The 21,754-nt window shown below is 58.8% G+C and carries 19 protein-coding genes; 9 read left to right on the plus strand and 10 right to left on the minus strand.

Translation table 11 applies throughout. The features are described 5' to 3' along the window. The coding region (locus BN1123_RS07645; protein ID WP_042026213.1) for an ATP-binding cassette domain-containing protein at positions 1-1,365 on the plus strand (1,365 nt) is incomplete at its 5' end. Between the two features lie 158 nt (positions 1,366-1,523). After that, positions 1,524-1,703 (plus strand): ribosome modulation factor, encoded by a 180-nt coding sequence (rmf, locus tag BN1123_RS20805; RefSeq protein ID WP_185378225.1) that lies wholly within the window; start codon positions 1,524-1,526, stop codon positions 1,701-1,703. An 81-nt stretch (positions 1,704-1,784) separates the two neighbouring features. On the opposite strand, the gene fabA is transcribed toward rmf, so the two are convergent. The 3 genes from fabA to BN1123_RS07660 all read right to left on the minus strand — a co-directional run bounded on the left by fabA (position 1,785) and on the right by BN1123_RS07660 (position 5,584). Further along, positions 1,785-2,345: a 3-hydroxyacyl-[acyl-carrier-protein] dehydratase FabA gene (fabA, locus tag BN1123_RS07650; protein WP_042026215.1), complete on the minus strand. Its 561-nt coding sequence runs from the start codon at positions 2,343-2,345 to the stop codon at positions 1,785-1,787. 77 nt (positions 2,346-2,422) lie between these two features. Next, entirely contained in the window at positions 2,423-4,399 is a 1,977-nt protein-coding gene (locus BN1123_RS07655) for a Lon protease family protein (protein ID WP_042026217.1), read from the minus strand. A 168-nt stretch (positions 4,400-4,567) separates the two neighbouring features. Continuing rightward, positions 4,568-5,584, minus strand: a complete 1,017-nt coding sequence (locus BN1123_RS07660) for an acyltransferase (protein ID WP_042026218.1) — start codon at positions 5,582-5,584, stop codon at positions 4,568-4,570. A gap of 626 nt (positions 5,585-6,210) precedes the next feature. Between BN1123_RS07660 and BN1123_RS07665 the strand changes: the two genes are divergently transcribed. Then, the gene (locus BN1123_RS07665; protein ID WP_042026475.1) at positions 6,211-6,564 is read left to right on the plus strand and encodes a hypothetical protein; all 354 of its coding nucleotides are present in this window, start codon (positions 6,211-6,213) and stop codon (positions 6,562-6,564) included. Between the two features lie 872 nt (positions 6,565-7,436). On the opposite strand, the gene BN1123_RS07670 is transcribed toward BN1123_RS07665, so the two are convergent. Then, complete coding sequence (locus BN1123_RS07670) at positions 7,437-8,684, minus strand: tyrosine-type recombinase/integrase (protein WP_197064484.1); 1,248 nt, start codon at positions 8,682-8,684, stop codon at positions 7,437-7,439. Positions 8,685-9,046: 362 nt separating this feature from the next. After that, positions 9,047-9,352, minus strand: coding sequence for a YebG family protein (locus tag BN1123_RS07675; RefSeq protein ID WP_026456866.1), 306 nt, complete (start codon positions 9,350-9,352; stop codon positions 9,047-9,049). Between the two features lie 159 nt (positions 9,353-9,511). Between BN1123_RS07675 and BN1123_RS07680 the strand changes: the two genes are divergently transcribed. Continuing rightward, positions 9,512-10,387 (plus strand): esterase/lipase family protein, encoded by an 876-nt coding sequence (locus tag BN1123_RS07680; protein WP_042026221.1) that lies wholly within the window; start codon positions 9,512-9,514, stop codon positions 10,385-10,387. A gap of 55 nt (positions 10,388-10,442) precedes the next feature. Here the strand turns inward: BN1123_RS07680 and BN1123_RS07685 are convergent, their stop codons facing one another. Next, positions 10,443-12,416, minus strand: a complete 1,974-nt coding sequence (locus tag BN1123_RS07685) for an SDR family oxidoreductase (protein WP_042026222.1) — start codon at positions 12,414-12,416, stop codon at positions 10,443-10,445. 248 nt (positions 12,417-12,664) lie between these two features. Between BN1123_RS07685 and BN1123_RS07690 the strand changes: the two genes are divergently transcribed. From BN1123_RS07690 to BN1123_RS07705, 4 genes are all read left to right on the plus strand, one after another. Then, positions 12,665-13,237 (plus strand): phasin family protein, encoded by a 573-nt coding sequence (locus BN1123_RS07690; protein WP_026457568.1) that lies wholly within the window; start codon positions 12,665-12,667, stop codon positions 13,235-13,237. A gap of 91 nt (positions 13,238-13,328) precedes the next feature. Beyond that, positions 13,329-14,516 (plus strand): patatin-like phospholipase family protein, encoded by a 1,188-nt coding sequence (locus BN1123_RS07695; protein ID WP_042026223.1) that lies wholly within the window; start codon positions 13,329-13,331, stop codon positions 14,514-14,516. A gap of 1 nt (position 14,517) precedes the next feature. Beyond that, positions 14,518-15,159 (plus strand): TetR/AcrR family transcriptional regulator, encoded by a 642-nt coding sequence (locus tag BN1123_RS07700; RefSeq protein WP_042026226.1) that lies wholly within the window; start codon positions 14,518-14,520, stop codon positions 15,157-15,159. Positions 15,160-15,184: 25 nt separating this feature from the next. Beyond that, positions 15,185-15,985, plus strand: coding sequence for a tetratricopeptide repeat protein (locus BN1123_RS07705; RefSeq protein ID WP_042026228.1), 801 nt, complete (start codon positions 15,185-15,187; stop codon positions 15,983-15,985). Positions 15,986-16,074: 89 nt separating this feature from the next. Here BN1123_RS07705 and BN1123_RS07710 read toward each other — a convergent pair whose 3' ends face one another. Both BN1123_RS07710 and BN1123_RS07715 read right to left on the minus strand, forming a co-directional pair. Continuing rightward, positions 16,075-17,502 carry a wax ester/triacylglycerol synthase family O-acyltransferase gene (locus BN1123_RS07710; RefSeq protein WP_042026230.1) on the minus strand — a complete coding sequence of 476 codons (1,428 nt, stop codon included), beginning with the start codon at positions 17,500-17,502 and terminating at the stop codon, positions 16,075-16,077. Between the two features lie 258 nt (positions 17,503-17,760). Further along, positions 17,761-18,138 carry a polyhydroxyalkanoic acid system family protein gene (locus BN1123_RS07715; protein ID WP_156130436.1) on the minus strand — a complete coding sequence of 126 codons (378 nt, stop codon included), beginning with the start codon at positions 18,136-18,138 and terminating at the stop codon, positions 17,761-17,763. Positions 18,139-18,322: 184 nt separating this feature from the next. On the opposite strand from BN1123_RS07715, the gene BN1123_RS07720 reads away from it, so the two are divergent. Continuing rightward, positions 18,323-19,039 (plus strand): DUF8198 family protein, encoded by a 717-nt coding sequence (locus BN1123_RS07720; RefSeq protein ID WP_042026232.1) that lies wholly within the window; start codon positions 18,323-18,325, stop codon positions 19,037-19,039. Positions 19,040-19,162: 123 nt separating this feature from the next. Here BN1123_RS07720 and BN1123_RS07725 read toward each other — a convergent pair whose 3' ends face one another. Continuing rightward, the gene (locus tag BN1123_RS07725; RefSeq protein ID WP_042026233.1) at positions 19,163-20,608 is read right to left on the minus strand and encodes a bifunctional 2-methylcitrate dehydratase/aconitate hydratase; all 1,446 of its coding nucleotides are present in this window, start codon (positions 20,606-20,608) and stop codon (positions 19,163-19,165) included. Between the two features lie 10 nt (positions 20,609-20,618). Further along, positions 20,619-21,746 carry a bifunctional 2-methylcitrate synthase/citrate synthase gene (gene prpC, locus BN1123_RS07730; protein WP_042026234.1) on the minus strand — a complete coding sequence of 376 codons (1,128 nt, stop codon included), beginning with the start codon at positions 21,744-21,746 and terminating at the stop codon, positions 20,619-20,621. Positions 21,747-21,754: the final 8 nt, after the last annotated feature.

Genomic DNA, 21,754 nt, shown 5'->3' on the forward strand with positions numbered 1-21,754 from the left:
GAGCCGACCAACCACCTGGACATCGAAGCCATCAACTGGCTGGAAGAGTTTCTGAAAGATTTCCGTGGCGCCATCGTCTTTATCTCCCACGACCGTGAGTTCATTCACAAGCTGGCGACCCGGATCATCGATCTCGATCGTGGCGTGATCACCTCCTGGCCCGGCAACTACGACGAGTACCTGCAGGGCAAGGAGGAGTGGCTGCGGGTCGAAGAGCTGAAAAATGCCGAATTCGACCGCAAGCTGGCCCAGGAAGAGGTGTGGGTGCGCCAGGGGATCAAGGCGCGCCGGACCCGCAACGAAGGCCGTGTGCGCGCCCTCAAGGCGATGCGCATGGAGCGGACCCAGCGCCGTGAGTTGCAGGGCAAGGCCAAGCTGCAACTGGACGAGGCGGGACGCTCCGGCAAGCTGGTGTTCGAAGCCGAAGGGCTGGGTCTCGATTTTGGGGAGCGCACCCTGTTCCAGGGGCTGGATCTGCAGGTGCTGCGTGGCGACAAGATTGCACTGGTCGGCCCCAACGGCTGCGGCAAGTCCACACTGATCAAGCTGCTGCTCGGCCAGATCGACGCCACGCGCGGTTCGGTACGCCAAGGTACCAACCTGGAAGTGGCCTATTTTGACCAGTACCGCGAGCAGCTCGATCCCGAGAAGACGGTGGTGGACAACGTGGGGGAGGGCAAGCAAGAGGTGATGGTGCGCGGCCGCTCCCGCCACATCCTCGGCTACCTGCAGGACTTCCTGTTTGAGCCCAAACGGGCCCGCACGCCGGTCAAGGCGCTGTCGGGGGGCGAGAAAAACCGGCTGCTACTGGCCAAGCTGTTTCTCAAGCCCAGCAACCTGCTGATCCTCGACGAACCGACCAACGATCTCGACGTCGAGACCTTGGAGTTACTCGAAGAGCTGCTGGCGGACTACCCCGGCACCCTGCTGCTGGTGAGTCACGACCGTCGCTTTATCGATAACACGGTCACCGGCTGCTGGTTGTTTGAAGGGGATGGCCGCATCAGCGACTATGTCGGTGGCTATGCCGATATGATGGCCACCCGGGCCCAGCAACAGGCGGCGCTTCAGGCCAAAAGTGCCCCGAGCAAGGCCCCCGAGCCCGTGGTGGTGAGCGAAGCGCCGAAGAAGAGCAAGAAGCTCTCCTACAAATTGCAACTGGAGCTGGATGGTTTGCCTGCCCGTCTCGAGCAGCTGGAAGCGGAGCTGGAGGCCCTGCAAGGGGAGATCAACCAGCCCGGATTCTTCTCCCTGCCTAGCGATCAAACCCAGCCGAAACTGGATGCCCTGAATGCGGCCGAGGCGGCGCTGGAAGAGGCGTTTGCCCGTTGGGAAGAGCTGGAAGGACTCAAAAATCAGGAGTAAGTTCCCTGTAATTAAAACTTAATCCAGTTCAGTGTCTTGTGTCACACAGGCCGGTTAGTATGGCAGTTTTTGTTTGACCGGCCCTGTTCACTGGGGTAAAGATGAAAGCGACCGATGGAAAATTGGTCGCTTTTTTTGTTCCACGAAGAGGGTCGTAGATGATGAAGAGACAGAAACGGGACCGTCTGGAGAGAGCTCGTGCTCGTGGTTATCAGGCTGGCGTTGTCGGCAAACAGAAAGAAGCGTGTCCGTATCAATGCCTGGATGCCCGCGGGCACTGGCTTGGAGGTTGGCGTGAAGCCATGGAAGGGCGGGGCTCAGGCCTCTTCATGAAGTAACCGGTACTTCATCACTCATGACAAAAGGAAAGGGGCCATCGAGGCCCCTTTGCGTTGCTGTTCATCATCTGTTTTTGCAGATCAGAATGCGGTGGTGTCCTTGAACAGGCCCACTTTCAGGTCGGTCGCGCTGTAGATCGGACGACCATCCACCTCGACCACGCCATCGGCGATGCCCATCACCAGCTTGCGGTTGATCACGCGCTTGAAGGTGATCTTGTAGGTCACTTTCTTGGCGGTCGGCAGGATCTGGCCGGTGAACTTCACTTCACCCACACCCAGCGCACGGCCCTTGCCCGGGCCGCCTTTCCAGCCGAGGAAGAAGCCGACCAACTGCCACATGGCATCCAGGCCAAGGCAGCCAGGCATCACGGGATCCCCCGGGAAGTGGCAGTCGAAGAACCAGAGATCCGGCGTAATCTCGAGCTCTGCCAGGATCTCGCCCTTGCCATGCTCACCGCCGTGGTCGTTGATCTTGACGATGCGATCCATCATCAACATGTTGGGGGCGGGCAGCTGACTGTTACCCTCACCAAATAATTCGCCACGGCTGCAAGCGAGCAGCTCTTCACGAGTAAAAGACTCTTTGCCCTGTTCACACAGAGAAAGGCGGGCTTCCATGGTGGTATTGTCTGGGGTCACGCTGTATATCCTTCAAGTGGGTCAAAGCGGGGCCAATTTAGCGTACAGTTGTGCGCTAAACAACTCCGATCACTTCGTTACCTGTCCAGCAGCCGTGCCAGCAGGGCACGCAGCCCGGTGGGCTTGACGCTGGTGCCATTTAATTCATCCAGCCGCTCCTGAATGCGGCCAAACAGGGTATCCGGCATATCCGGCTCGCCGGCCACGCACCCTGTCAGCAGCTCGATGGCTTCCTCCACATGGTCCACCGGATGGATATGGAACTGGCCTGCTTCCACTGTGGCTATCACCTCATCGGAGAGGTTCAGCTGCTGGGTATTGGTGCCCGGCAGAATGATCCCCTGTTTGCCGGTGAGACCGTGGATCTGGCACACCCGGAAGAAACCTTCGATCTTCTCGTTGACGCCCCCCACAGCCTGCACATTGCCAAACTGATCGACGGCGCCGGTCACCGCGAAGTGCTGGTAGATGGGCTGGCGGGCGAGGGCAGAGAGCAGGGCGCACAGACCGGTGAGAGAGGCGCTGTCGCCGTCAATCTCGTGATAGGACTGCTCGAACACCAGATTGGCCGACAGCGGCGAGGGGTTCTCGGCACCAAATTTGTTGGAGAGATAACCGTGGATGATCATCATCGCCTTGGCATGGATATGGCCGGCCAGTTCAGCCTTGCGTTCGATGTCTGCCACATCGCCATCCCCCAGATGCACTGTGGCGGTGAGGCGCACCGGTTCACCGAAATCATACGGGTGGCCCGAGACCTGGATGACGGAGAGGCCGTTGATCTGGCCTATCTCTTCGCCATCGGTTTGCAACAGGATCTGGCCATCGATAACCCCTTGATCTGATTGTTCAACCAGGTAGTTGAGGCGGTAATCCTGTTCCTCCAGCGCGCCGCGAATATGGGCATCGGTGACTACTTCCGACTCCAGCTCCCGAGCTAGGCTGTCCGACATGCGCATGATGGCGGAGAGCTGTATCTCGGACAGGGAGAGCCACTCCTGATGATCGCACAGGCGGCTGGCATGACGGCAAATGGCGGCAAGGGCTTCCGGGGTGAAATCCAGCAGGTTCCAGCGCTGGCGCAGCCAGGCCAGATATTGCAAGAATTCGGGCAGTTGTTCCTCTATGTTGACCTCGGAAACCAGATCGGCGCGCAGGAAGATACGCTCCGACATGTCCCGGTCCAGCATCTGGAATTCCGCCACATCGAGGCGATCCCCCACCAGGATCAGCTTGAGCTTGAGCGGGGTTGCCTCAGGGGTGAAGAAGGGGGTAAGGGTTTTGCCTTCCTGATAGGCAATCCAGTCCAGCTCGCCCTTTTGCATGGCATTTTTCAGCTTGAACCAGAGGTGAGGCTGATCGAGCAACTCGTCCAGCTGCAGGATGAGATAACCACCGTTGGCCTGGCGCAGCAGACCCGGCTCCAGCAGATGCTGGTTGGCATAGACGGAGCCCTGCTCTGTCTGGTAGTTGATGGAACCGAACAGGGTATCCCAGTTGAGATCCCGCCCGTAAATGATCGGCGCCTGCTGATCTTCGTGATGGATCAGCAAATTGATCAGCACGGGATGCTGGAACTCCAGTCCCAGGGCGACGTGGGCGGCGAGATCGGTCAGGAAGTCATCAATCTTGGGATCGTTGTTCTGCTTGCGCATGATGCGGGTCACCAGACGCTCGGCGTCCAGATGGTGGCTCATCAACTTTAGCAGTTCACCCACCATCTCACAGAATTCGATGCCGGTTCCCGGTTGCAGCCGCAGCCAGATGGGCTTGAACGGGTTGTTGAGGTTTTCGGTATAGCAGAGGTCGAACAGGTCGCCATCCTTGCCGTTGGAGTCGGCGATCAGCGTCTGGCAGACCCCTTCATAATCGGCGCCGGGAAAACCGTTGAGCAGCATGACCGGACAATCGCCATCGAAGCTGGCCAACCGTTTGACCGCCGAAATGGCTCTGGGCTGCAAGGCTGCAAAGGGGATGGGTTCAAGCTCACTGAGCATGGAAAACTGTTCAATTGCAAAAGCGGGTTTTAGTTGTTCTGATGTTAATTCAGCCACTTAAGACATCCGGTCGAAAAATAGGATCAATTGTTGCCATTATACACAGTTCAACTAGTGGTGACAGGAAACAAGGAGCCTGTTTATAGGCTCCTTGTTTCCTGCTGCATTAGGGTATGCAATTGATTTTTAGGCGCAAAATTCAGATCTTGGCACCGTGCTCGAAGGCTATGGCAACAGCCAGCGGGTGCTGCGATGACGTGATACCATCCAGCTTGTCAACAAGGAGGCCGCACCGCTTAGGGTGACCCATAGCGGGATCGCCCATACAGGGTTGCCTTCTTGCAGCATGGTGTAGTTTTTTAGCGGCCACAGGAAGATAGGGTGTAGCAGATAGATACCCAGACTGTGTTGACTGATGACATTCACGCCTTGCTGCCAGGACAAGGGCAATCTGGTGGCCCAGGTTCGTGCCAGGACAAATATCATGCTGGCGATCACCACGACATTGAGGGTCTTGTAGGAAAACCATAGCCCCACGCTGTACTCGCCCTGGGCAAGACTTAATGCGACCACTTCACTGACAGTGAGATAGAGAGCCCCCAATCCGGACAGTGTCAAAAGCTGCAGGCTCCATCGGTTGCTCGGCCACTTGTGGTACAACAGATAACCCAGTGGCAAATACCCGGAAAACAGCCACAAATCGTTGCTCCATAGCCCATCAACACCAAGCAGGAACAGGGTCGTTGTGATGAGCCACGGCACAACCAACCAGTAGAGGAGGGGATCACCCCAGCGCTTGACGCCCCATTGCAGAAACGGGATCACCAGATAAAGCGGGATGAAATAATAGAAAAATCCGAGATGGTAATAAGTTGCCTCTTGCGGGCTGGCGAGCAGGGTTTGCCAGGCCGTGCCGCCCTCAAAGCCACTGGTGCTCCATCCCGATAACCATGCATAGAACAGCGACCATACGACAAACGGGATAACTACTTTCCCCAGTCGACGCCGCACATAGTAGCGAAGATCAAATGGGCGCCGATCGCTTAGCATCAGCGCGCCGCTAATCAGAATAAATATGGGCACGGCCCAACGGCTCGCGCCGTTGATAGCAACTGCGGTCACCCATTGATTAAACGGTATCGTGCCGAGCGAGTCGCAATAGGTGGCGACTACATGGATGGCGATCACCGCAACAGCGGCCATCACTCGCAATAAACTGAAGAAAAAGACACGCTGCTGCATTTCTGTTCCTGTTTATGGGGGATGTGATATGGGTGAAGGCCAAATGTCATCATCCTGTGCCCATTGGCCGCATGATTGGACTGACTTGGCGTGTGATAAGAGCAAGAAGAGAAAATGGAGGGCTCGACGGAGTAGAGATCGTCGAAATGGTGCACGCCTGAATCGGCCATCACAGCGTGCAGGGGAACATAAAGTCGGGTTATGGGATGACGGGTGACAAGCCACAATTGCAGAAGAGCCAGCAGGAATGGACTTGCACCGGTTACCCATAGTCATCCCGTTTGCGGTAGAAAATACACGGCAACAAGCAAAAGCTTGCAGTACCGTAGCACCCATTTTCTCGTCAGTTCGAAAACGGTACACCTAGGCCAGCGTCAATGAAATGCACCCAGCCATGCGGCGCGTCATGGGCTTACGCAGTAATCAGGCTCGGTGTGTCACTCGATACAACGAGACCGGCTAAGCAAACAAGCTGTAGGGGGTTGATTCTATAAGGATGTCTAGAGTTTATCTCTATATGTTATTTAACATAATATACATTATGCGCAGTGTCGTTGGGTGGGAAGCGTTGAGTTGGAGACCCGTGGTAACATTGAAAATCATGCAACATGCAAGTGGGATTTCTCATGGATTACACATTGATTTCAGGCATTGTTGGCGGTTTGGGGATTGGTACATTGTTGAATTCGATCATCAGCAACTTTATCGCCAGGTCTGCAAAGCGTACCGACCGTCTTTATGAAGAAAAACGAAATGCTTACCTTGGTTTGTTGGACGCACTTCACAAAGCGGCTGTCCATCCATCGGATGCTGCATCGAAGGAGTTCGCTTTGTGGCAGACGCGTTGCAATCTGTTTGGTTCCGAAGAGGTTTCGCGATATACGCAGAGAATTATTGATACCAATGACGGGCCTCGGTCAGAAAGAAATGACGCGTTCGATGGTCTCCTCAAAGCGATGAAAACGGATCTGGCGAAATGAAATATGGCTTACCAAGCTGGATAGCTCTGTCAGCCATGAGATATATGATCGATTTCTGCAAGTGCCGTCCGCCATTAACAAGTTAGCTAGGCCTGCGGAGATTCTTTTGCACAACACACTACCGGTCTGGTTCCCTGCAGATCGCCTGTAACACATACGCATTGTGTGACACCGCAGAGCACGCGTTTAGCAATGACGGAACCAATATGGGATCTGGATGACGCGTTGATCGAACAGATTCATCCCAGTTGCCCATCATTTTTATCCAGGAGGCTCTTGTTGCTTTCGTTGAGGTATTTGTGGGTGTGTATAACCCCATCACCTTGCTCCATAATGCCAATGCCGATAAATGGGGTTATCGGCATTATTTGAGAATTTCAATTGGCCGAATTTATCCGTTTCTTCGATATGAGCATGCCCTTTAATCAGGCGATAGCGAAATGTTAACCGACCAATTTGTTTAACAACCCGAGACGCCTCTTCCAACCCAACTTCAATGAGCTTCCTGGCTATTTGGAAATAGAAGATCCCCCGACCGTCAGATCCACCCAGGCCTCCTCGCTCACCATGATTTCGCGCTCAGCTGGATAATCGAATAGCCTGTTCCTGGTGTGAGGTGTTATGGCAATAACAATAGATCCCCCTCCCCCTGATCCGGCATCGTGAAGCCACGATATTTGGCAAGACGGGAAGTGGGCGATAAGAAGGGAAGATGTTGACTTCTGCGGGAAACAAATCACATGGCCGTCCCTGGCCAAGGCCCCATGCATGGGGTCCCTCCCCTGCCCCTGTCAATCAACCTAACGTCATAAAAGAAGCTGAGAGTTGAGTGTGGTGAATATATTGTTTTCTGATCTGTTATCTCTCACTTTTTAGCCAAGTCGATCCAGTGGCTTTTTCTGGGCACTCTCATGTCGCTCGCTATTGCTGATATGCAGATATTTCGAGGTGGTATCTATGCTGTCGTGGCCGGCATCGGCCTGGACGTGAGAGAGCGGTCGGCCGTTGAGATTGATATCGTGAGTGATGCCGGTGTGGCGGATGGCATGGGGCGACAGTTGGCGCATCTCGGCCGCATCCTGAGCAAAGCCATCCTGCTCGGCATGATCGGCTCCCTTGGCGATCACCATCATGATGAGATCCCGCAATTGACGGATCCCCAGATTGGCGTTGAGTTGCCCCTGTTCGCGACCATGACCTGCCGCCTTGTGCCGGATAAAGAGCGGTGTCTGTTCGTCCGGCGCCGGCAACGGCGTCAAGCCCAGAAAACGGCGGTAGCGGCCAAGAGCCTCTAGCAGCGCCTGCGACACGGCCACGGTTCGCCGTTTGCCACCCTTGCTCTGGGGAATGTAATAGCCCCAGACGCCGGTTTTGCGATCCCGGCGAAATTGCCCCATGACGGGGGTAAAGCCCGGTCTGGCGGCCACTTCCGAGATCCGCAGATAACAGGCGTACATCAGTATGGTAAGAAATCGGCTGCGTTCGTGCTGCTCGGGATTGTCGCTGGCCAGCCACTCGGCGGCCTGCATGACATAGGACCATTGCAGCTCGCTGAAAGATTGCACCTGATCATCCGGTTCCTTCTCCACCGGGTGTTTCATCCGCTGCAACAACAGCACCGGGTTTCTGTCCATGTACTCTTCCTGGATAAGGTACTGGAAAAAGGCTGACAGGATGGCGAGCTTGGTCTTCATCGCCTGCTCGCTCAGCCGATATGGTAGGGCCCGCCCGAGATCCTTTTTGCCGAGAAAAGGTCGCCAATGGGGATTAGGCAGGCGCTCCCCCCACTCTTTGTCCAGCACGAACTGCGCCACATTGCGATAGGCAATCAGCTCCTGTGGTGGGGACTGGCAGTAGTCCAGATAGCGCATCATGATGCGGCGAGTCAGATCTTTGGGGCTGATGGCGGCCTCGCGAAAGCACCAGTGGAAAAAGGTGGTCAGCTCGCTGCGGTAGGTCTTGTAGTTGTTTTCGTTATGGCGCTGTTCCAGCAGCCAGTCGACCGCCAGTTCGTAGACCAGCCCGGCGTCGGGGACATCGTTCAGGCTGAGGTTGGCTAGATAGAGATTGACCTGGGTATTACCGGCTTCCAGGTAGGCCAGACCGTCAAAAAGCGGCATGGCGGGGGGCAAAGAACAAGTTGGATGAGTCATGGTGTAGCTTGTAATGATGATGCTATGGCTTGGCAAGAGTGCATTGATTCAAGGGTAAGTTCAGGGTGTGGATACAAGACCCGCTCGGTTGCCAGCTAATCAGGCTCCCTGACCTGCGGGGCTGCGACTATCGATAAGTCGATGCTGTTAGGCCCGGCATCAGGCCGATACGGCGCTGGCGACCGCACTCTAAATACGGCTCTGATTTATGCAATCAATATGCAGTGTTGTTAAAAAATTATCGGGGTAAATACCAATAAAAATGACTAAAAATGCTGATTTGGTGAATGCGGTAGATATTTACCCCAGGCGCGGCGTATCAGGGGTCCTTAGGCCACCTGCTTGAGCGGCTTCTCTTTGCGTTTGGTCGGCGCCTGTTCATCTTCCTTGCCGCCTGTCGTCTGCAGCTTGCCGCCACGCAGCAGGGTTTGCAGTCGATCACGCTGTTCGGCCAGGTAGAATGCCAGGCTCTCTTGCTGCTGCGGGGCCAGCTCGATGGGGGCCTCTTCCAGCAGCAGCATGAGCTCGTCCGCCGTATCCAGCAGCTTGTCATAGGCATCTGCCTCTTTCTTGCTGGCAAAGGTCATCTTCTCCACTCCCCCACGAACCACGACATATTTGATTTCGACAGCCATGATGGCCTCCTCTTGGTGTTGGTCAGTAGAGTGTATGTATGGATATACAGTATTGCAAACAGGGGAAGGGAAAAGTGCGATGGAGGAAGCAGCTATTGACGTCGTTAGATAGTAAAGTGTCATTTGGCTTCTAGGTCTGACTGGTCGGAGCATGGATTGATGACGATCGTACAACACCTGTTTATCCTGCTGATGGTGGAGGTGCTGTTGCTCGGGGGCATTGGCCGCCTGGTGATGGATCTCCCCTGGCTGTTGACCCTGCTGTGGGTGGCGCTGACTTTGCTGATGTTGCGCTGCCTGGTGGTGCTGGGCAGCTGGCTGTTCACCCGCTTTTACCCCTCCCCGGCTATCAGCCTCTGGGCCAGGGTCAAGATGATGGCTGGCGAGATGCTTGCCTACCTCTACACCTTCACCTGGCTGCTCCCCTTCGAGCCGCTGCTGATGGCCCCCGATCGGTTGCCACCCTGCCGGCGTCCCGTGTTGCTGGTACATGGTTATGGTTGCAGCCGCGGGATCTGGCGCACCCAGCGAGCCAGACTTGAGGAAGCTGGCCATGTGGTGGCGACCATCACCCTCTCTCCGCCCTTTGGTCATATCGACGAGATGGTGCCCCTGCTTGCCCGGCGGATTGACCATGTGCTGGCCCAAACCGGTGCCAGCCAGCTGGTGCTGATCGGTCACAGCATGGGGGGGCTGGTATGCCGCGACTATCTGGCGGTCGCAGGCGGTGACAAGGTGGCCGCGCTGATCACACTGGCGACCCCTCATCAGGGCAGCCAGCTGGCGATGCTGGGGGTGGGTGCCAATGCCCGCGAGATGGAGCCGGGCTCCGGCTGGTTGCAACGCTTTGCCAGCGTGCCCCTGTGCGTGCCCGGGGTGTCGGTGCGCACCAGCCACGACAACGTGGTGATGCCCCAGGAGCGTCAGCGGCTGGACGGGATGGAAGATATCGAACTGCCCGCTCTCGGCCACCTCTCGCTGCTCTACTCCCGTCGCACCACGGATCTGCTGCAGGGGCTCTTGAAACGCTTCTGAAAAAAAACGGGCCTGATCACTCAGGCCCGTTGTGTTTATGACTTCTTTCGTGTTGCTAGAAGTGGATCCCCTTGATCAGGGTCGAGACCGCGACCTGATCGGCGGTTGCCTTGGATTGATCGCCATCTTTGGGGTCGGCAAAGGTGCGAAAACTCGTGTTCATGATCACCTGGGCCACTCGCGGGGCCAGAGCATGGACCACCTGACCGAAGACCCCGAGGCGGGTCGCCAGCCGTACGTGCTTGTTGATGATGGTGTCGCACACCAGATCGGCCGCCTCTTCCGGCGTCATCATGGGCACCTGGTCATAGACCTTGGTCGGCGCCACCATGGGGGTCTTCACCAGCGGCATATTGATGATGGAGAAGTTCACCCCCTTGTCGGCAAACTCGGAGGCCGCGGTGCGCACCCAGGCGTCGAGGGCCGATTTGGAGGCAACATAGGCCGAGAAGCGCGGCGCATTGGTCAGCACCCCGATGGAGGAGATGTTGATGATGTGCCCCTTCTTCTTCTCGATCATCCCTGGCAGTACTCCCATGATCACCTTGAGCGCTCCGAAGTAGTTGAGCTGCATGGTGCGCTCAAGATCGTGGAAGCGATCGAAGGAGTCCTCGATGGAGCGGCGGATGGAGCGACCGGCATTGTTGATGAGGATATCGACCCCGCCATGATCCGCCACGATTTGTTGGGTGATGGCTTCCCCCTGTGCCAGATCGGCCAAGTCACCCTGATAGACCTGCAGTGACAGGCCGAGTTCGGCAAATTCGGCCCGGGTCTCGGCAATCTTCTGCTCATCGCGGGCGATGGTCACGACGATAGCCCCCGCCCCTGCCAGTTTGCGGGCCGTGGCCCGACCAATGCCGGAAGTGGCGCCGGTGACCAGTACCACCTTGCCCTCGACTCGGCCGCGCAGGGTGCGGTCGATGAAGAGCTCGGGATCGAGGTGGCGCTCCCAGTAGTCCCACAGACGCCAGGCGTAACTGTGCAGCGGTGGTACCTCGATGTCGGTTCCTTTCAGTACGCGCTGGGTCTCCCGGCTGTCGAAGCGGGTCGGATAGTTGATGAGGCGAAATACATCCTTGGGCAGCCCCAGATCGGCGATGGCGGCATCGCGGATGCGGCGCACCGGCGTCATGGTCATCAGCATCGCCATCAGGTGGCGCGGGATAAAGCTGAACAGGGAGGCATTGATGCGGATGGCGGGTTCCGGGGCGTGGGCGGCGCGGGAGAAGGTGCTGAGCATATCGCCGACCCGCATCGGGTTGGGATCCGTCAGGTGGAAGGTCTTGTTCTCCTCCCCCGCCTGATGAGAGATGTGGGCCATGGCATCGACCACGAAGTTGACCGGCACCACGTTGATGCGTCCTCCTTCCACCCCGATGGCGGGCATCCAGGGGGGGAGCAGGCGACGCAGCTTCTGGATGGTCTTGAAGAAGTAATAGGGGCCGTCAATCTTGTCCATCTCGCCGGTGTTGGCATCCCCTACCACGATCCCGGGCCGGTAGATGCGCCAGGGCACCATGCACTCCTTGCGCACGATCCCCTCGGCCTCGTGCTTGGTCTGGAAATAGGGCAGATCGAGCTGCTCGGCCTCCTCGAACATGTCTTCCCGAAACAGGCCGTCGAACAGGCCGGCTGCCGCGATGGAGCTGCAGTGATGAAACTGGCGGGCGCCCAGCTGGGCCGCCAGCTGTACCGCCTGACGGGTGCCGTCGACGTTGACCTGCTGCTGGACGCCCGCCTTGGCGTTGAGATCATAGATGGCGGCCAGGTGAAAGAAGTGATCGATCCGATCGCGAAGCTCCCCTTGCAGCGCCTCTGTCACTCCCAGCAGCGGCAGCGTCATATCCCCGAATACCGGAGTAGCTCGTCCTTCATCCACCTGCCAGTAGTCGTGAAGCTCAGGTAATTTATCCTGATTGGCGGCGCGCATCAGAAAATAAATGTGATTGTCAGGGGATTGTGCCAGCAATTTCTTAATCAACCTGCGCCCGATAAAACCACTTCCGCCTGTGATGAAATAGTTCATGTTATGGTTCCGCTACTGATTTTACTGTTAGTTGATGTTAGGTATATCACGATTCATATGGGAATCTTCAATACAATTACCGGTTCGTGAGCCATCCCTAAATTCAGTTAATCGACTATTTCGTTATTAGGTAGAACCCTCTATTTTTTGTCCATAGACTGAAGATGAAAAATCAGTAATGCCTCAACCGGATTGCCGTTGTCGTTGTCGCCATTACATGTATCTGCCGTTATTCAAGGAGCAATATCATGGCTAAAAAACTTAAAGCGCTGGCCGGTTCGGTCACCGACAACCAACTCGCCTCCACCATCAAGGAGTCGACCCAGCAGATCTGGTTGGCAGGGCTCGGTGCCTATTCCAAAGCCCAGGAAGAGGGTGGCAAGATCTTTGACGCCCTGGTGCAGGAAGGGGAAGCTCTGCAGGCCAAGACCCGCCAGAGCGCCGATGAGAAGATCGCTGCCGTGGCCGACAAGACTGCCGGTACCTGGGGCCGTCTGGAGCAAGTGTTCGAGGAGCGCGTCGCCCGTGCGGTGGCCAGCCTCGGGATCCCGACCCGCAAGGACATCGACAAGCTCTCCAAGCGCATGGCCGAGCTGACCGAGGTGGTGCAACAACTGCTGGATGCCCAGGAGGGCGAGGCCCCAGCCGCCGAAGCCAAACCCGCTCCAGCCAAAAAGCCGGCCCCCCGCAAGGCTCCGGTAAAGAAAGCGCCGGTCGCCAAAGCCAAGGAGGCGGTCGCTGAAGAGGCTGCGGATCTGCTCTCCGCCGCCGAAGAGGCGGTAAAAGAGGTCAAGGCCAAGGCGGAAAGCGTCCTCCCTTGATCCCCTGACGGTGCACTGCTAATCGAGACCGGCCCATGCCCTGCGCTGGGCCGGTATCGTCATGAAAAGTGTCATGGAGAGGGAGGCGACTATGAGTACGATCGCGATGGCCCTTGCCGGCGGCGGCCCACTTGGTGGTATCTATGAAGTCGGTGCCTGTGCGGCGCTCTCCGACAGCATCCGTGGGCTGCGCCTCGAACATGCGGATATCTATGTGGGGGTCAGCTCAGGCGCCGTGGTCGCCTCGGCTCTGGCCAACGGCATTTCGCCGGAGAAACTGGTGCGGATCCTGCTCAGTGACGATGCCGGCGAGATCTTCGACCCCGCCACCCTGCTGCGTCCTGCCTTTCGTGAATATGTCGCGCGCCTTGGCACCATACCGCCGCTGGCGTGGCAGAGCCTGACCCACTATCTGGCCGCCCCCTGGAAACACAGTCTGTTCGAATCCCTGCAGGGGCTCGCCAAGGCGATCCCGACCGGCCTGTTTGACAACCGTGGGGTGGATCGCATCCTGACCCAGTTCTTCTCCCGTCCCGGTCGCAGCAACGATTTTCGCGAGCTCAGTAGCCGCCTCTTTGTGGTGGCGACCGAGCTCGATACCGGTCACCCGGTGGCTTTCGGCAGCCCGGGGTACGACGATGTGCCCATTTCGGCCGCGGTGCAGGCCTCAGCCGCCCTGCCCGGCCTCTTTCCCCCTTCGCTTATCAACGGTCGTCACTATGTGGACGGGGCGCTGATCAAGACGCTGCACGCCTCGGTGGCGCTACAGGAGGGGGCGGATCTGGTCCTCTGCATCAATCCGCTGGTGCCCTTCGATGCGGACATGGCGACCAGCGAGCCCACCAATCTGGTGGATAGCGGCCTGCCGGTAGTGCTGGCCCAGACGTTTCGCGCCATCATCCACTCGCGCATGCATGTGGGGATGGACCGTTACCAGCATCAGTATCCCGATGCCGACGTCCTGCTGTTTGAACCCTCCCCCGCCGATGGCGAGATGTTCTTTACCAATGTGTTCAGTTACCGGGATCGCCGCCGTCTGTGCGAGCACGCCTATCAGCACACCCGTCGGGATCTCTGGGCGCGGCGCGAGATCCTGGCCCCTGTGCTGGCCCAGCATGGCCTCGAGCTCAATCTGGCGGCGCTGACGGATGAACAGCGCTCCCTGCTCACCCCCAGCACGGATGCGGTGGCGGCTCTCGACCGCTCGCTCGAGCAGTTGCAGCACTGGCTTACCCGCCGCTATGGCCAGGGGACTCGGCGCCCCGTGTCAAAGGAGTAACATGGAACGCAAACCCAAGCGGCGCACCCGTGAGCGGATCCTGACCACCGCCCTTGCCTGCTTCAACCAGCAGGGTGAGAGTGCCGTCACCACCACCGCCATCGCGGCCGAGGTGGAGATAAGCCAGGGCAACCTCTACTACCACTTCCACAACAAGGAGGAGATAGTCAACGCCCTGTTCGGCGAATTCGAGCAGGAGATGACCCGTCTGCTCGATGCGGTCAGCGCCCCCTCCGACGAGCCGGAAGATATCTGGCTCTTCCTGCACCTGATGTTCGAGACCATCTGGAAATACCGCTTTTTCTACTACGACATCTCGGCTCTGATGAACGGCTATCACCGGGTCGAGCGGCACTTTTCCGCCCTGCTGCGGCGCAAGGAGCAGACCGCCGCGGCCATTTGTCACCATCTGCAAACGGTGGGGCTGATGTCGGGCACCTTGCAGCAGATTCAGTCGCTCGCCGTCAATATCGCGCTGGTGGGCACATTCTGGATTTCCTATCAACGGGCCCTGCACCCTGGCGAGGACGCCGATATCGCCCGCGGCGTGTTTCAGGTGATGCAGCTGGTGGCCCCCTATTTGCGCGAGGATGCCCGTGTTCATCTGGACGCCCTCGCCCACCACTACACCAGCAAGGTGTGAACCACATGCAACAGGGAGAACATGCATGACAACCTCACAGTCCCAACTCTCCGATTTCATCCCTTTCCCCTTTCCAGGCGGGGCCTATGAGTACCCGGGCGACGAGCTGGCCGAACAGTGGGCCAGGCTGCATCAGGGGGATGCCGAACCCTGGCCCGAAGATCCCAAGGTGCAGGATGCCTGGCGCGCCTACCACGCCGGGGATTTTGCCCGGGCGGTGGCCCTTGGCAACGACGCCGGGGAGGCAGGGCTCAATGTGGTGAACAAGGCGCTGGTGATCCACGCCAGCTACCTGCTGGAGGACAAGTACGCCAAGCGGGCCGCCTTCGAGCTTGCCGCCAGCAACGCCGAGAAGCTGCAAAAACGGCAGCCTGACAATGCCAACGCCTGGTATTTTCACGCCTTGGCGCTGGGGCGTTACAGCCAGGTGATCTCCATCTCCAAGGCGCTTTCCCAAGGGATCGGCGACAAGATAAAGAGCAGCCTGGAGAAGGCCCTGGCGCTTGCCCCCGAGCACGCTGAGGCGCATATCGCCTTCGGGGCCTGGCATGCGGAGATCGTCGACAAGCTCGGTGCCATGATAGGCGGCCTCACCTACGGGGCGAAAAAGGAGGAGTCAGAGCGCCACTTCCAGGCGGCGCTGGCCCTTATTCCGGACTCCGCCATCGCCCGTATGGAGTACGCCAATGCCCAGGTGATGCTCTATGGCAAGAGCCGTTTGAAGGCGGCCGAGGCCCTCTATGCCGAGGCGGCCAGCTGCGAGCCGGCCGATGCCATGGAACGGCTGGATGTGGAAGCGGCTCGTGATGAACTGGAAGAGGAGTAACGATTCCGGATTCCGTTTAGCGCAAACAAGGAGGCCAACCGTCGGGTTGGCCTCTGTTTTTTTAAGCAAAGGGCATGCGAGGTGGCGGCTCAGCCCAGCAGCGCATCCAGCCCATCCGGATCAAACAACAGCTCGGGATCCATCAACACCAGCAGCAACAGTTGCTCGAATTCCACCGCGAAGCGTTCCACTACGCTGTCGGGATCCGGCACTCTCAGCTTGTCGGTGATAAGGCCGAGCTGCACCTTGTTGTCGTAGGAGAGGATCGATACCCCGACCCCGATATCGCCGGCCTGGGGTACCCAGAACAGCGGCTGGCGCAGGCGGGCTCCCGCCAGATAGAGGGTCTGCTGGGGGCCCGGCACATTGGTGATGACGGCACTGGCCTTGGCCGAGAGCAGATCGACCGCCTGCTGCTGCACCGTCTTCGGGGCCATGCCCAGCACCTCCAGCAAATTGAGCACCACCACAGGCTGCAACGAGCTGCGCAGGGCCTGCATCCGATCGCGCACCGTGAAGAGCCGCTGCAGCGGGTGTTCGATATCAAGGGGCAGATCCAGGGCCACCAGCCCGAAGCGGTTGCCAAGGGCGCCATCATCGTCTGGCGCTCGCATATTGACCGGCACCAGGGCGCGGATCTCAATCTTGTCAGCGTCCTCCCCGTGGGCCTGCAGGTAGTGGCGAAACGCGCCGGCGGTAGCCGCGATAAGCAGATCATTGACCGAGCAGCCGAGCACCTTGCCCACCGCCTTGATGTCCGGCAAGGGGATCTGCTGCGACCAGGCCACCCGCTTGGTGCTGCCGGTCTTGCCCTTGAGGCGGGAGGGGGAATCGTCCGCCAGAGTGGCGATGTTGCACAGCTCGCCCGCCACGTCACGGCCGGTCTTGAGATAATCCACCGCCCTGGTCGGGTGAGTGAGTACCTCGACGTATTTGGACCAGAGGGTGCCGGTGAGTTTGAGCCCGGCCCGCACCAGGCGGCTGCCTTGATGCGACTCCTCCTCTTCCTCGTTATCCTCATCTATGCGGGGTTCGGACAAGGGAGTTGCGGCCGGTTTGGGGGTGTTGTCCATCATGGTGAGCATGGCCTTAACCAGGGAAAAACCGTCCCCCATGGCGTGATGGATGCGCACCACCAGCGCCTGACCGCCAAGCGAGGTGTCGGTCAGGTGCATGTCCCACAGGGGGCGCTGCGGGTTGAGGGGGGTGGAGGCAAGATCGGCCACCAGCTTTTCGAGCTCCAGCTTGCCCGCCTCGCCCGGCAGGATCACCCGTTTGAGATGCTGATCGAGATCGAAGTCGGGATCGTGGCGCCAGTAGTAGCTCCCCCCTTCCAGCACGGCACGCTGGTGAAAACGTGGTTGCAGGGAAATGGTGTGACGAAGACCTTGTCTCAGGCGCGCTTCGTCGAGCTGTCCGTCAAACATCAATACCCCGATGATCTGCATCAGGTTGTTGGGTCTGTCCATGCGCAGCCAGGCGGTATCGACGCAGGAGATAAATTCACTCAATGGCATCTTTGTTTCCCTACAAAATGCATTTTCGAGCTCATCAGTCATGCCGAACGGCATATTGGCATGGGGCATGTGCACGGTGAAATGACAATAAAAAGAGACGGCTTTCAATTAAACAAAACAAAAAGAGTTGTGTGGTATTCAAGCAGCCTGAGGCAGATTATTTATTCCCTGGTTAAATAATCGGCTCGTTTCAAAAATAGATATTCAAACAAGGCGTCTTGCGAAAATTTATTATCCGCGAGGCGCATTGAAAGAGTTTTAAACGGATTTCGGGCAAGGGAGCCGATGTTTCACATAATCGAGGATCTCCTGCTCCAGCACGCTGCGTACCGGCAACAGCATCAATCCCAGATGCACTTCAAGATGCAGGGAGTCTTCGTCGAGAGTGAGCAGCCCCTGTACCCCGGAGCCGCGAAAGCGCAGTTCCGTCTCCTCCTCGTTCGCCCATTCGCAGTCAAGCTGGTAGCTCTCCCCCATATCCTGGGCGATGGCTTCGGCGGCCAGTCGCGCTGCCGCCAGGCCCAGTTCATGCTGGCGGCTGACCTGAATGGTGGAAAGTGGGTTGCTGCCGCTGCGCGAGTCATAGAGGAACATGGCGAATACCTGCTGGGAAATGTTTATTGATATTAAACACATGTTCACGACAAGTGAAAGAGGTGTGCCAATAAATGGGACTCACTTAACAGAGTCGGTGGTCTGCCACTGGGCACCCGGGCTTGCCATTTATTCCCGGCCGCCGGCGCGTTACACTTTCTCTGACGCTATGGCAAAGCCACTGATTTTTCGACCCTTTGTTTATCCCCAGGCCAGAGAGCACGACATGACCCATCAGGATGACGCGAGTATCCAGGAGCGGCTCTATAGCCAGCTCAACCGGGTTGCCTCCCTGCGCGAGCAGATCCGCACCCACCCGCAAGACAGGGCGGACCGGGACAGGCTGCGCCAGTGGCAGGCTGACCGGCTGGGGCGCACCCATCAGGATCTGCTGCAAAGCGATCGTTATGGCCCGGCAGCCGAGTTCTTCCTGACCGATCTCTATGGCCCCGGGGATTGTGCCCGCCGGGATGCGGACGTGATGCGGGTGATGCCGACCGCCGAGCGTTTCTTGCCCGAGTCCGGCCTCAAGGTACTGGCCCAGGCGATCGAGCTTGATGCCCTCTCGGAGGAGCTCGACTATCTGATGGTAGTGGCGCTGCGCCGCATCGATGGCATCGACCCCATCAGCGCGACCCATTACGCCATCGCCTATCGCGCCGTGGGAGAAAGGGCGCGGCGGGAGCAGCAGATTGCGCTGGTGGGCGAACTGGGCGCGACCCTGGATCGACTGGCCCGAAAGCCCCTGCTCGGTACCACCCTCAAACTGGTTTCCGGACCTGCCCATCTGGCGGGGCTTGGCGAGCTCTTCTCCTTCGTCGAGCGCGGCTATCGGGTCTGCCACCAGATGGGGCGGGCCGATGAGTTTCTGGCCACCATTGCCAGCCGCGAGACGGCGATCATGGACGCCCTGTTTGCCGGGGATACTGACGTGCTGACCTAAACGGAGGGATTGGCGGGCAGTCAGCGCGTTGCGCCTCTTTTCCGATAACCAGGGTAAGAAAAAGCGGGCCATATGGGCCCGCTGTCGTAGTTGGGTTTTTTAGATGGCCAGTATGGCGGCAGATCAGATCACCAGCAGATCCATGAAGGTGTGGACCGGGGTGCTGGCCAGCTGTTTGCCATCCTGGCAGAGGGCGAGGATCTCCCCTACCCGCTTGGCCGGGAAACGGGTCGCCAGATTGTGGCGGAATTTCTCCACCAACAGCGGGATCCCCTCCTCACGGCGGCGGCGGTGACCGACCGGATACTCCACCTCCACCTTGGCGGTGTGAGTACCATTCTTGAAGAACACCTGGATGGCGTTGGCAATGGAGCGCTTGTCCGCTTCAAGATATTCGCGGCTATAACGTTTGTCCTCCTGCACCACCATCTTGTCTCTCAACGCATCGATGCGGGGATCGGCGGCGATATCGTCCTCGTAATCCTCGGCGATGAGGCGACCGAAGATGAGGGGTACCGCCACCATGTACTGCAGGCAGTGATCCCGATCCGCCGGGTTGTTGAGGGCGCCCACCTTGCTGATGATGCGAATGGCCGACTCATGGGTGGTGAGCTCGATGCGGTCGATCTCATCCAGCCGCCCCTTCACCTCGCCATGGAGCTTCATGGCGCACTCCACCGCGGTCTGGGCATGGAATTCGGCCGGATAGGAGATCTTGAACAGCACGTTCTCCATCACATAGCTGCCATACCCCTGATGAAGGGCGAACTGGTTACCCTTGAACAGGACGTCGTAGAACCCCCACTTGGGGGCGCTCAGCACGCCGGGATAACCCATCTCGCCGCTCATGGTGATGAGGGCCAGGCGCACCGCGCGGGATGTCGCATCCCCCGCCGCCCAGCTCTTGCGCGAACCTGCGTTCGGCGCGTGGCGATAGGTGCGCAGGCTCTGGCCATCGACCCAGGCCTGGGAGACGGCATCGATCACCTGATCCCGGGTGCCCCCCAGCATGTGGGTCACCACGGCGGTGCTTGCTACCTTGACCAGCACCACGTGATCCAGGCCCACCCGGTTGAAGGAGTTCTCAAGCGCCAGCACACCTTGAATTTCATGGGCCTTCACCATGGCCACCAGCACATCGGCCATGGTCAGCGGCGCCTTGCCCTCGGCCACGCGGGTACGGGAGAGCCAGTCGGCGATGGCCAGGATCCCCCCCAGATTGTCAGAGGGGTGTCCCCACTCGGCAGCGAGCCAGGTGTCGTTGTAGTCGAGCCAGCGAATGATGGCGCCGATATCCCAGGCCGCCTTGACCGGATCGAGGCAGAACTGGGTGCCGGGCACCCGGGCACCAAAGGGGACGACAGTACCGGGCACTATGGGGCCCAGGTGCTTGGTACACTCGGGAAAGCGCAGGGCCAGCAAGCCACAGCCCAGGGTATCCATCAGGCAGTGGCGGGCGGTGTCGAGGGCCGCTTGGCTGGTAATGGGGTGGCTGCAGACGTAATCGGCAATATCGACCAGTACCTGGTCAGGATCGGGTCTGTGGTTGACGTCGACGTTGGCGGACATCGTGATTTCCTTATCGTTGTTGTAGAGAGACAAAATGACGGGGGGCCGGGCCGACGTAATCGGCGCTCGGGCGGATGATCCGGTTGTGCTCGCGCTGCTCCATCACGTGGGCGCACCAGCCGGTGACCCGCGAACAGACGAAGATGGGGGTGAACAGCTTGGTCGGGATCCCCATGTAGTGATAGGCGCTGGCATGGAAGAAGTCGGCATTGGGGAAGAGCTCTTTTTCTTCCCACATCACCTTCTCCGCCTCGCAGGAGACGCGGTAGAGACGATCATCACCGACGGCTTGGGCCAGTTGCTCCGCCCACCCCTTGATAATGACGTTGCGCGGATCCGAGGTGCGATAGACCGCATGGCCAAAGCCCATGATCTTCTCCTTGGCTGCAAGTTTAGCCAGCAGCTCGCGTCTGGCCTGGGCCTCGTCCTGCCAATCCTCGATCATCGCCATGGCCGCCTCGTTGGCGCCACCGTGCAGGGGCCCACGCAGGGTGCCGATGGCGGCGGTGATGCAGGAGAAAATGTCGGAGAGGGTCGAGGCGCAGACCCGGGCCGCGAAAGTAGAAGCGTTGAATTCGTGCTCGGCATAGAGGATGAGGGAGACGTGCATGACGCGCCGCTCCAGCTCGCTCGGGGCTTTCTGGTGCAACAGCGCCAGGAAGTGGCCGCCGATGCACTCCTCGTCGGTATCCAGTGGGATGCGCATGCCTTCGTGGCTGAACTTGTACCAGTAGATGAGAATGCCCGGGAAGGCCGCCAGCAGGCGATCGGCCACCTCGTGTTCACGTTCGAAGCCATCTTCCGGCTCCAGATCTCCCAGCATGGAGCAACCGGTGCGCAGCACGTCCATGGGATGGGCATCGGCGGGAATGCGCTCGAGCACCTCCAGCAGCGCGGCTGGCAGGGCGCGCAGGCGACGCAGTTCGCGTTTGTACTCCTGCAGTTGCTGCTTGCTCGGCAGTTCGCCCTTGAGCAGCAGGTAGGCGACCTCCTCGAACTGGGCGTTGTCGGCCAGCTCCTTGATGTCGTAACCGCGATAGGTGAGCCCGGTGCCGCTCTTGCCCACGGTGCAGATGCTGGTCTCCCCCGCACTCTGTCCGCGCAGGCCGGCGCCACCCAACGGTTTTTGCTGTCCCATTGCCTCTT

Origin of the sequence: Aeromonas enteropelogenes (assembly GCF_000819845.1) — a bacterium.
GTDB classification, from domain to species: Bacteria; Pseudomonadota; Gammaproteobacteria; order Enterobacterales; family Aeromonadaceae; genus Aeromonas; species Aeromonas enteropelogenes.

Excerpts from the sequence above, each read along its gene's own strand:
- BN1123_RS07695 (WP_042026223.1), top strand. The coding sequence starts at position 13,329 with ATGAGTACGATCGCGATGGCCCTTGCCGGCGGCGGCCCACTTGGTGGT.
- BN1123_RS07705 (WP_042026228.1), top strand. The coding sequence starts at position 15,185 with ATGACAACCTCACAGTCCCAACTCTCCGATTTCATCCCTTTCCCCTTT.
- BN1123_RS07700 (WP_042026226.1), top strand. The coding sequence starts at position 14,518 with ATGGAACGCAAACCCAAGCGGCGCACCCGTGAGCGGATCCTGACCACC.
- BN1123_RS07720 (WP_042026232.1), top strand. The coding sequence starts at position 18,323 with ATGACCCATCAGGATGACGCGAGTATCCAGGAGCGGCTCTATAGCCAG.
- BN1123_RS07670 (WP_197064484.1), bottom strand. The coding sequence starts at position 8,684 with ATGCCGCTTTTTGACGGTCTGGCCTACCTGGAAGCCGGTAATACCCAG.
- BN1123_RS07685 (WP_042026222.1), bottom strand. The coding sequence starts at position 12,416 with ATGAACTATTTCATCACAGGCGGAAGTGGTTTTATCGGGCGCAGGTTG.
- BN1123_RS07675 (WP_026456866.1), bottom strand. The coding sequence starts at position 9,352 with ATGGCTGTCGAAATCAAATATGTCGTGGTTCGTGGGGGAGTGGAGAAG.
- rmf (WP_185378225.1), top strand. The coding sequence starts at position 1,524 with ATGATGAAGAGACAGAAACGGGACCGTCTGGAGAGAGCTCGTGCTCGT.
- BN1123_RS07665 (WP_042026475.1), top strand. The coding sequence starts at position 6,211 with ATGGATTACACATTGATTTCAGGCATTGTTGGCGGTTTGGGGATTGGT.
- BN1123_RS07680 (WP_042026221.1), top strand. The coding sequence starts at position 9,512 with ATGACGATCGTACAACACCTGTTTATCCTGCTGATGGTGGAGGTGCTG.
- BN1123_RS07715 (WP_156130436.1), bottom strand. The coding sequence starts at position 18,138 with ATGTGTTTAATATCAATAAACATTTCCCAGCAGGTATTCGCCATGTTC.
- BN1123_RS07710 (WP_042026230.1), bottom strand. The coding sequence starts at position 17,502 with ATGCCATTGAGTGAATTTATCTCCTGCGTCGATACCGCCTGGCTGCGC.
- BN1123_RS07690 (WP_026457568.1), top strand. The coding sequence starts at position 12,665 with ATGGCTAAAAAACTTAAAGCGCTGGCCGGTTCGGTCACCGACAACCAA.
- prpC (WP_042026234.1), bottom strand. The coding sequence starts at position 21,746 with ATGGGACAGCAAAAACCGTTGGGTGGCGCCGGCCTGCGCGGACAGAGT.
- BN1123_RS07660 (WP_042026218.1), bottom strand. The coding sequence starts at position 5,584 with ATGCAGCAGCGTGTCTTTTTCTTCAGTTTATTGCGAGTGATGGCCGCT.
- BN1123_RS07725 (WP_042026233.1), bottom strand. The coding sequence starts at position 20,608 with ATGTCCGCCAACGTCGACGTCAACCACAGACCCGATCCTGACCAGGTA.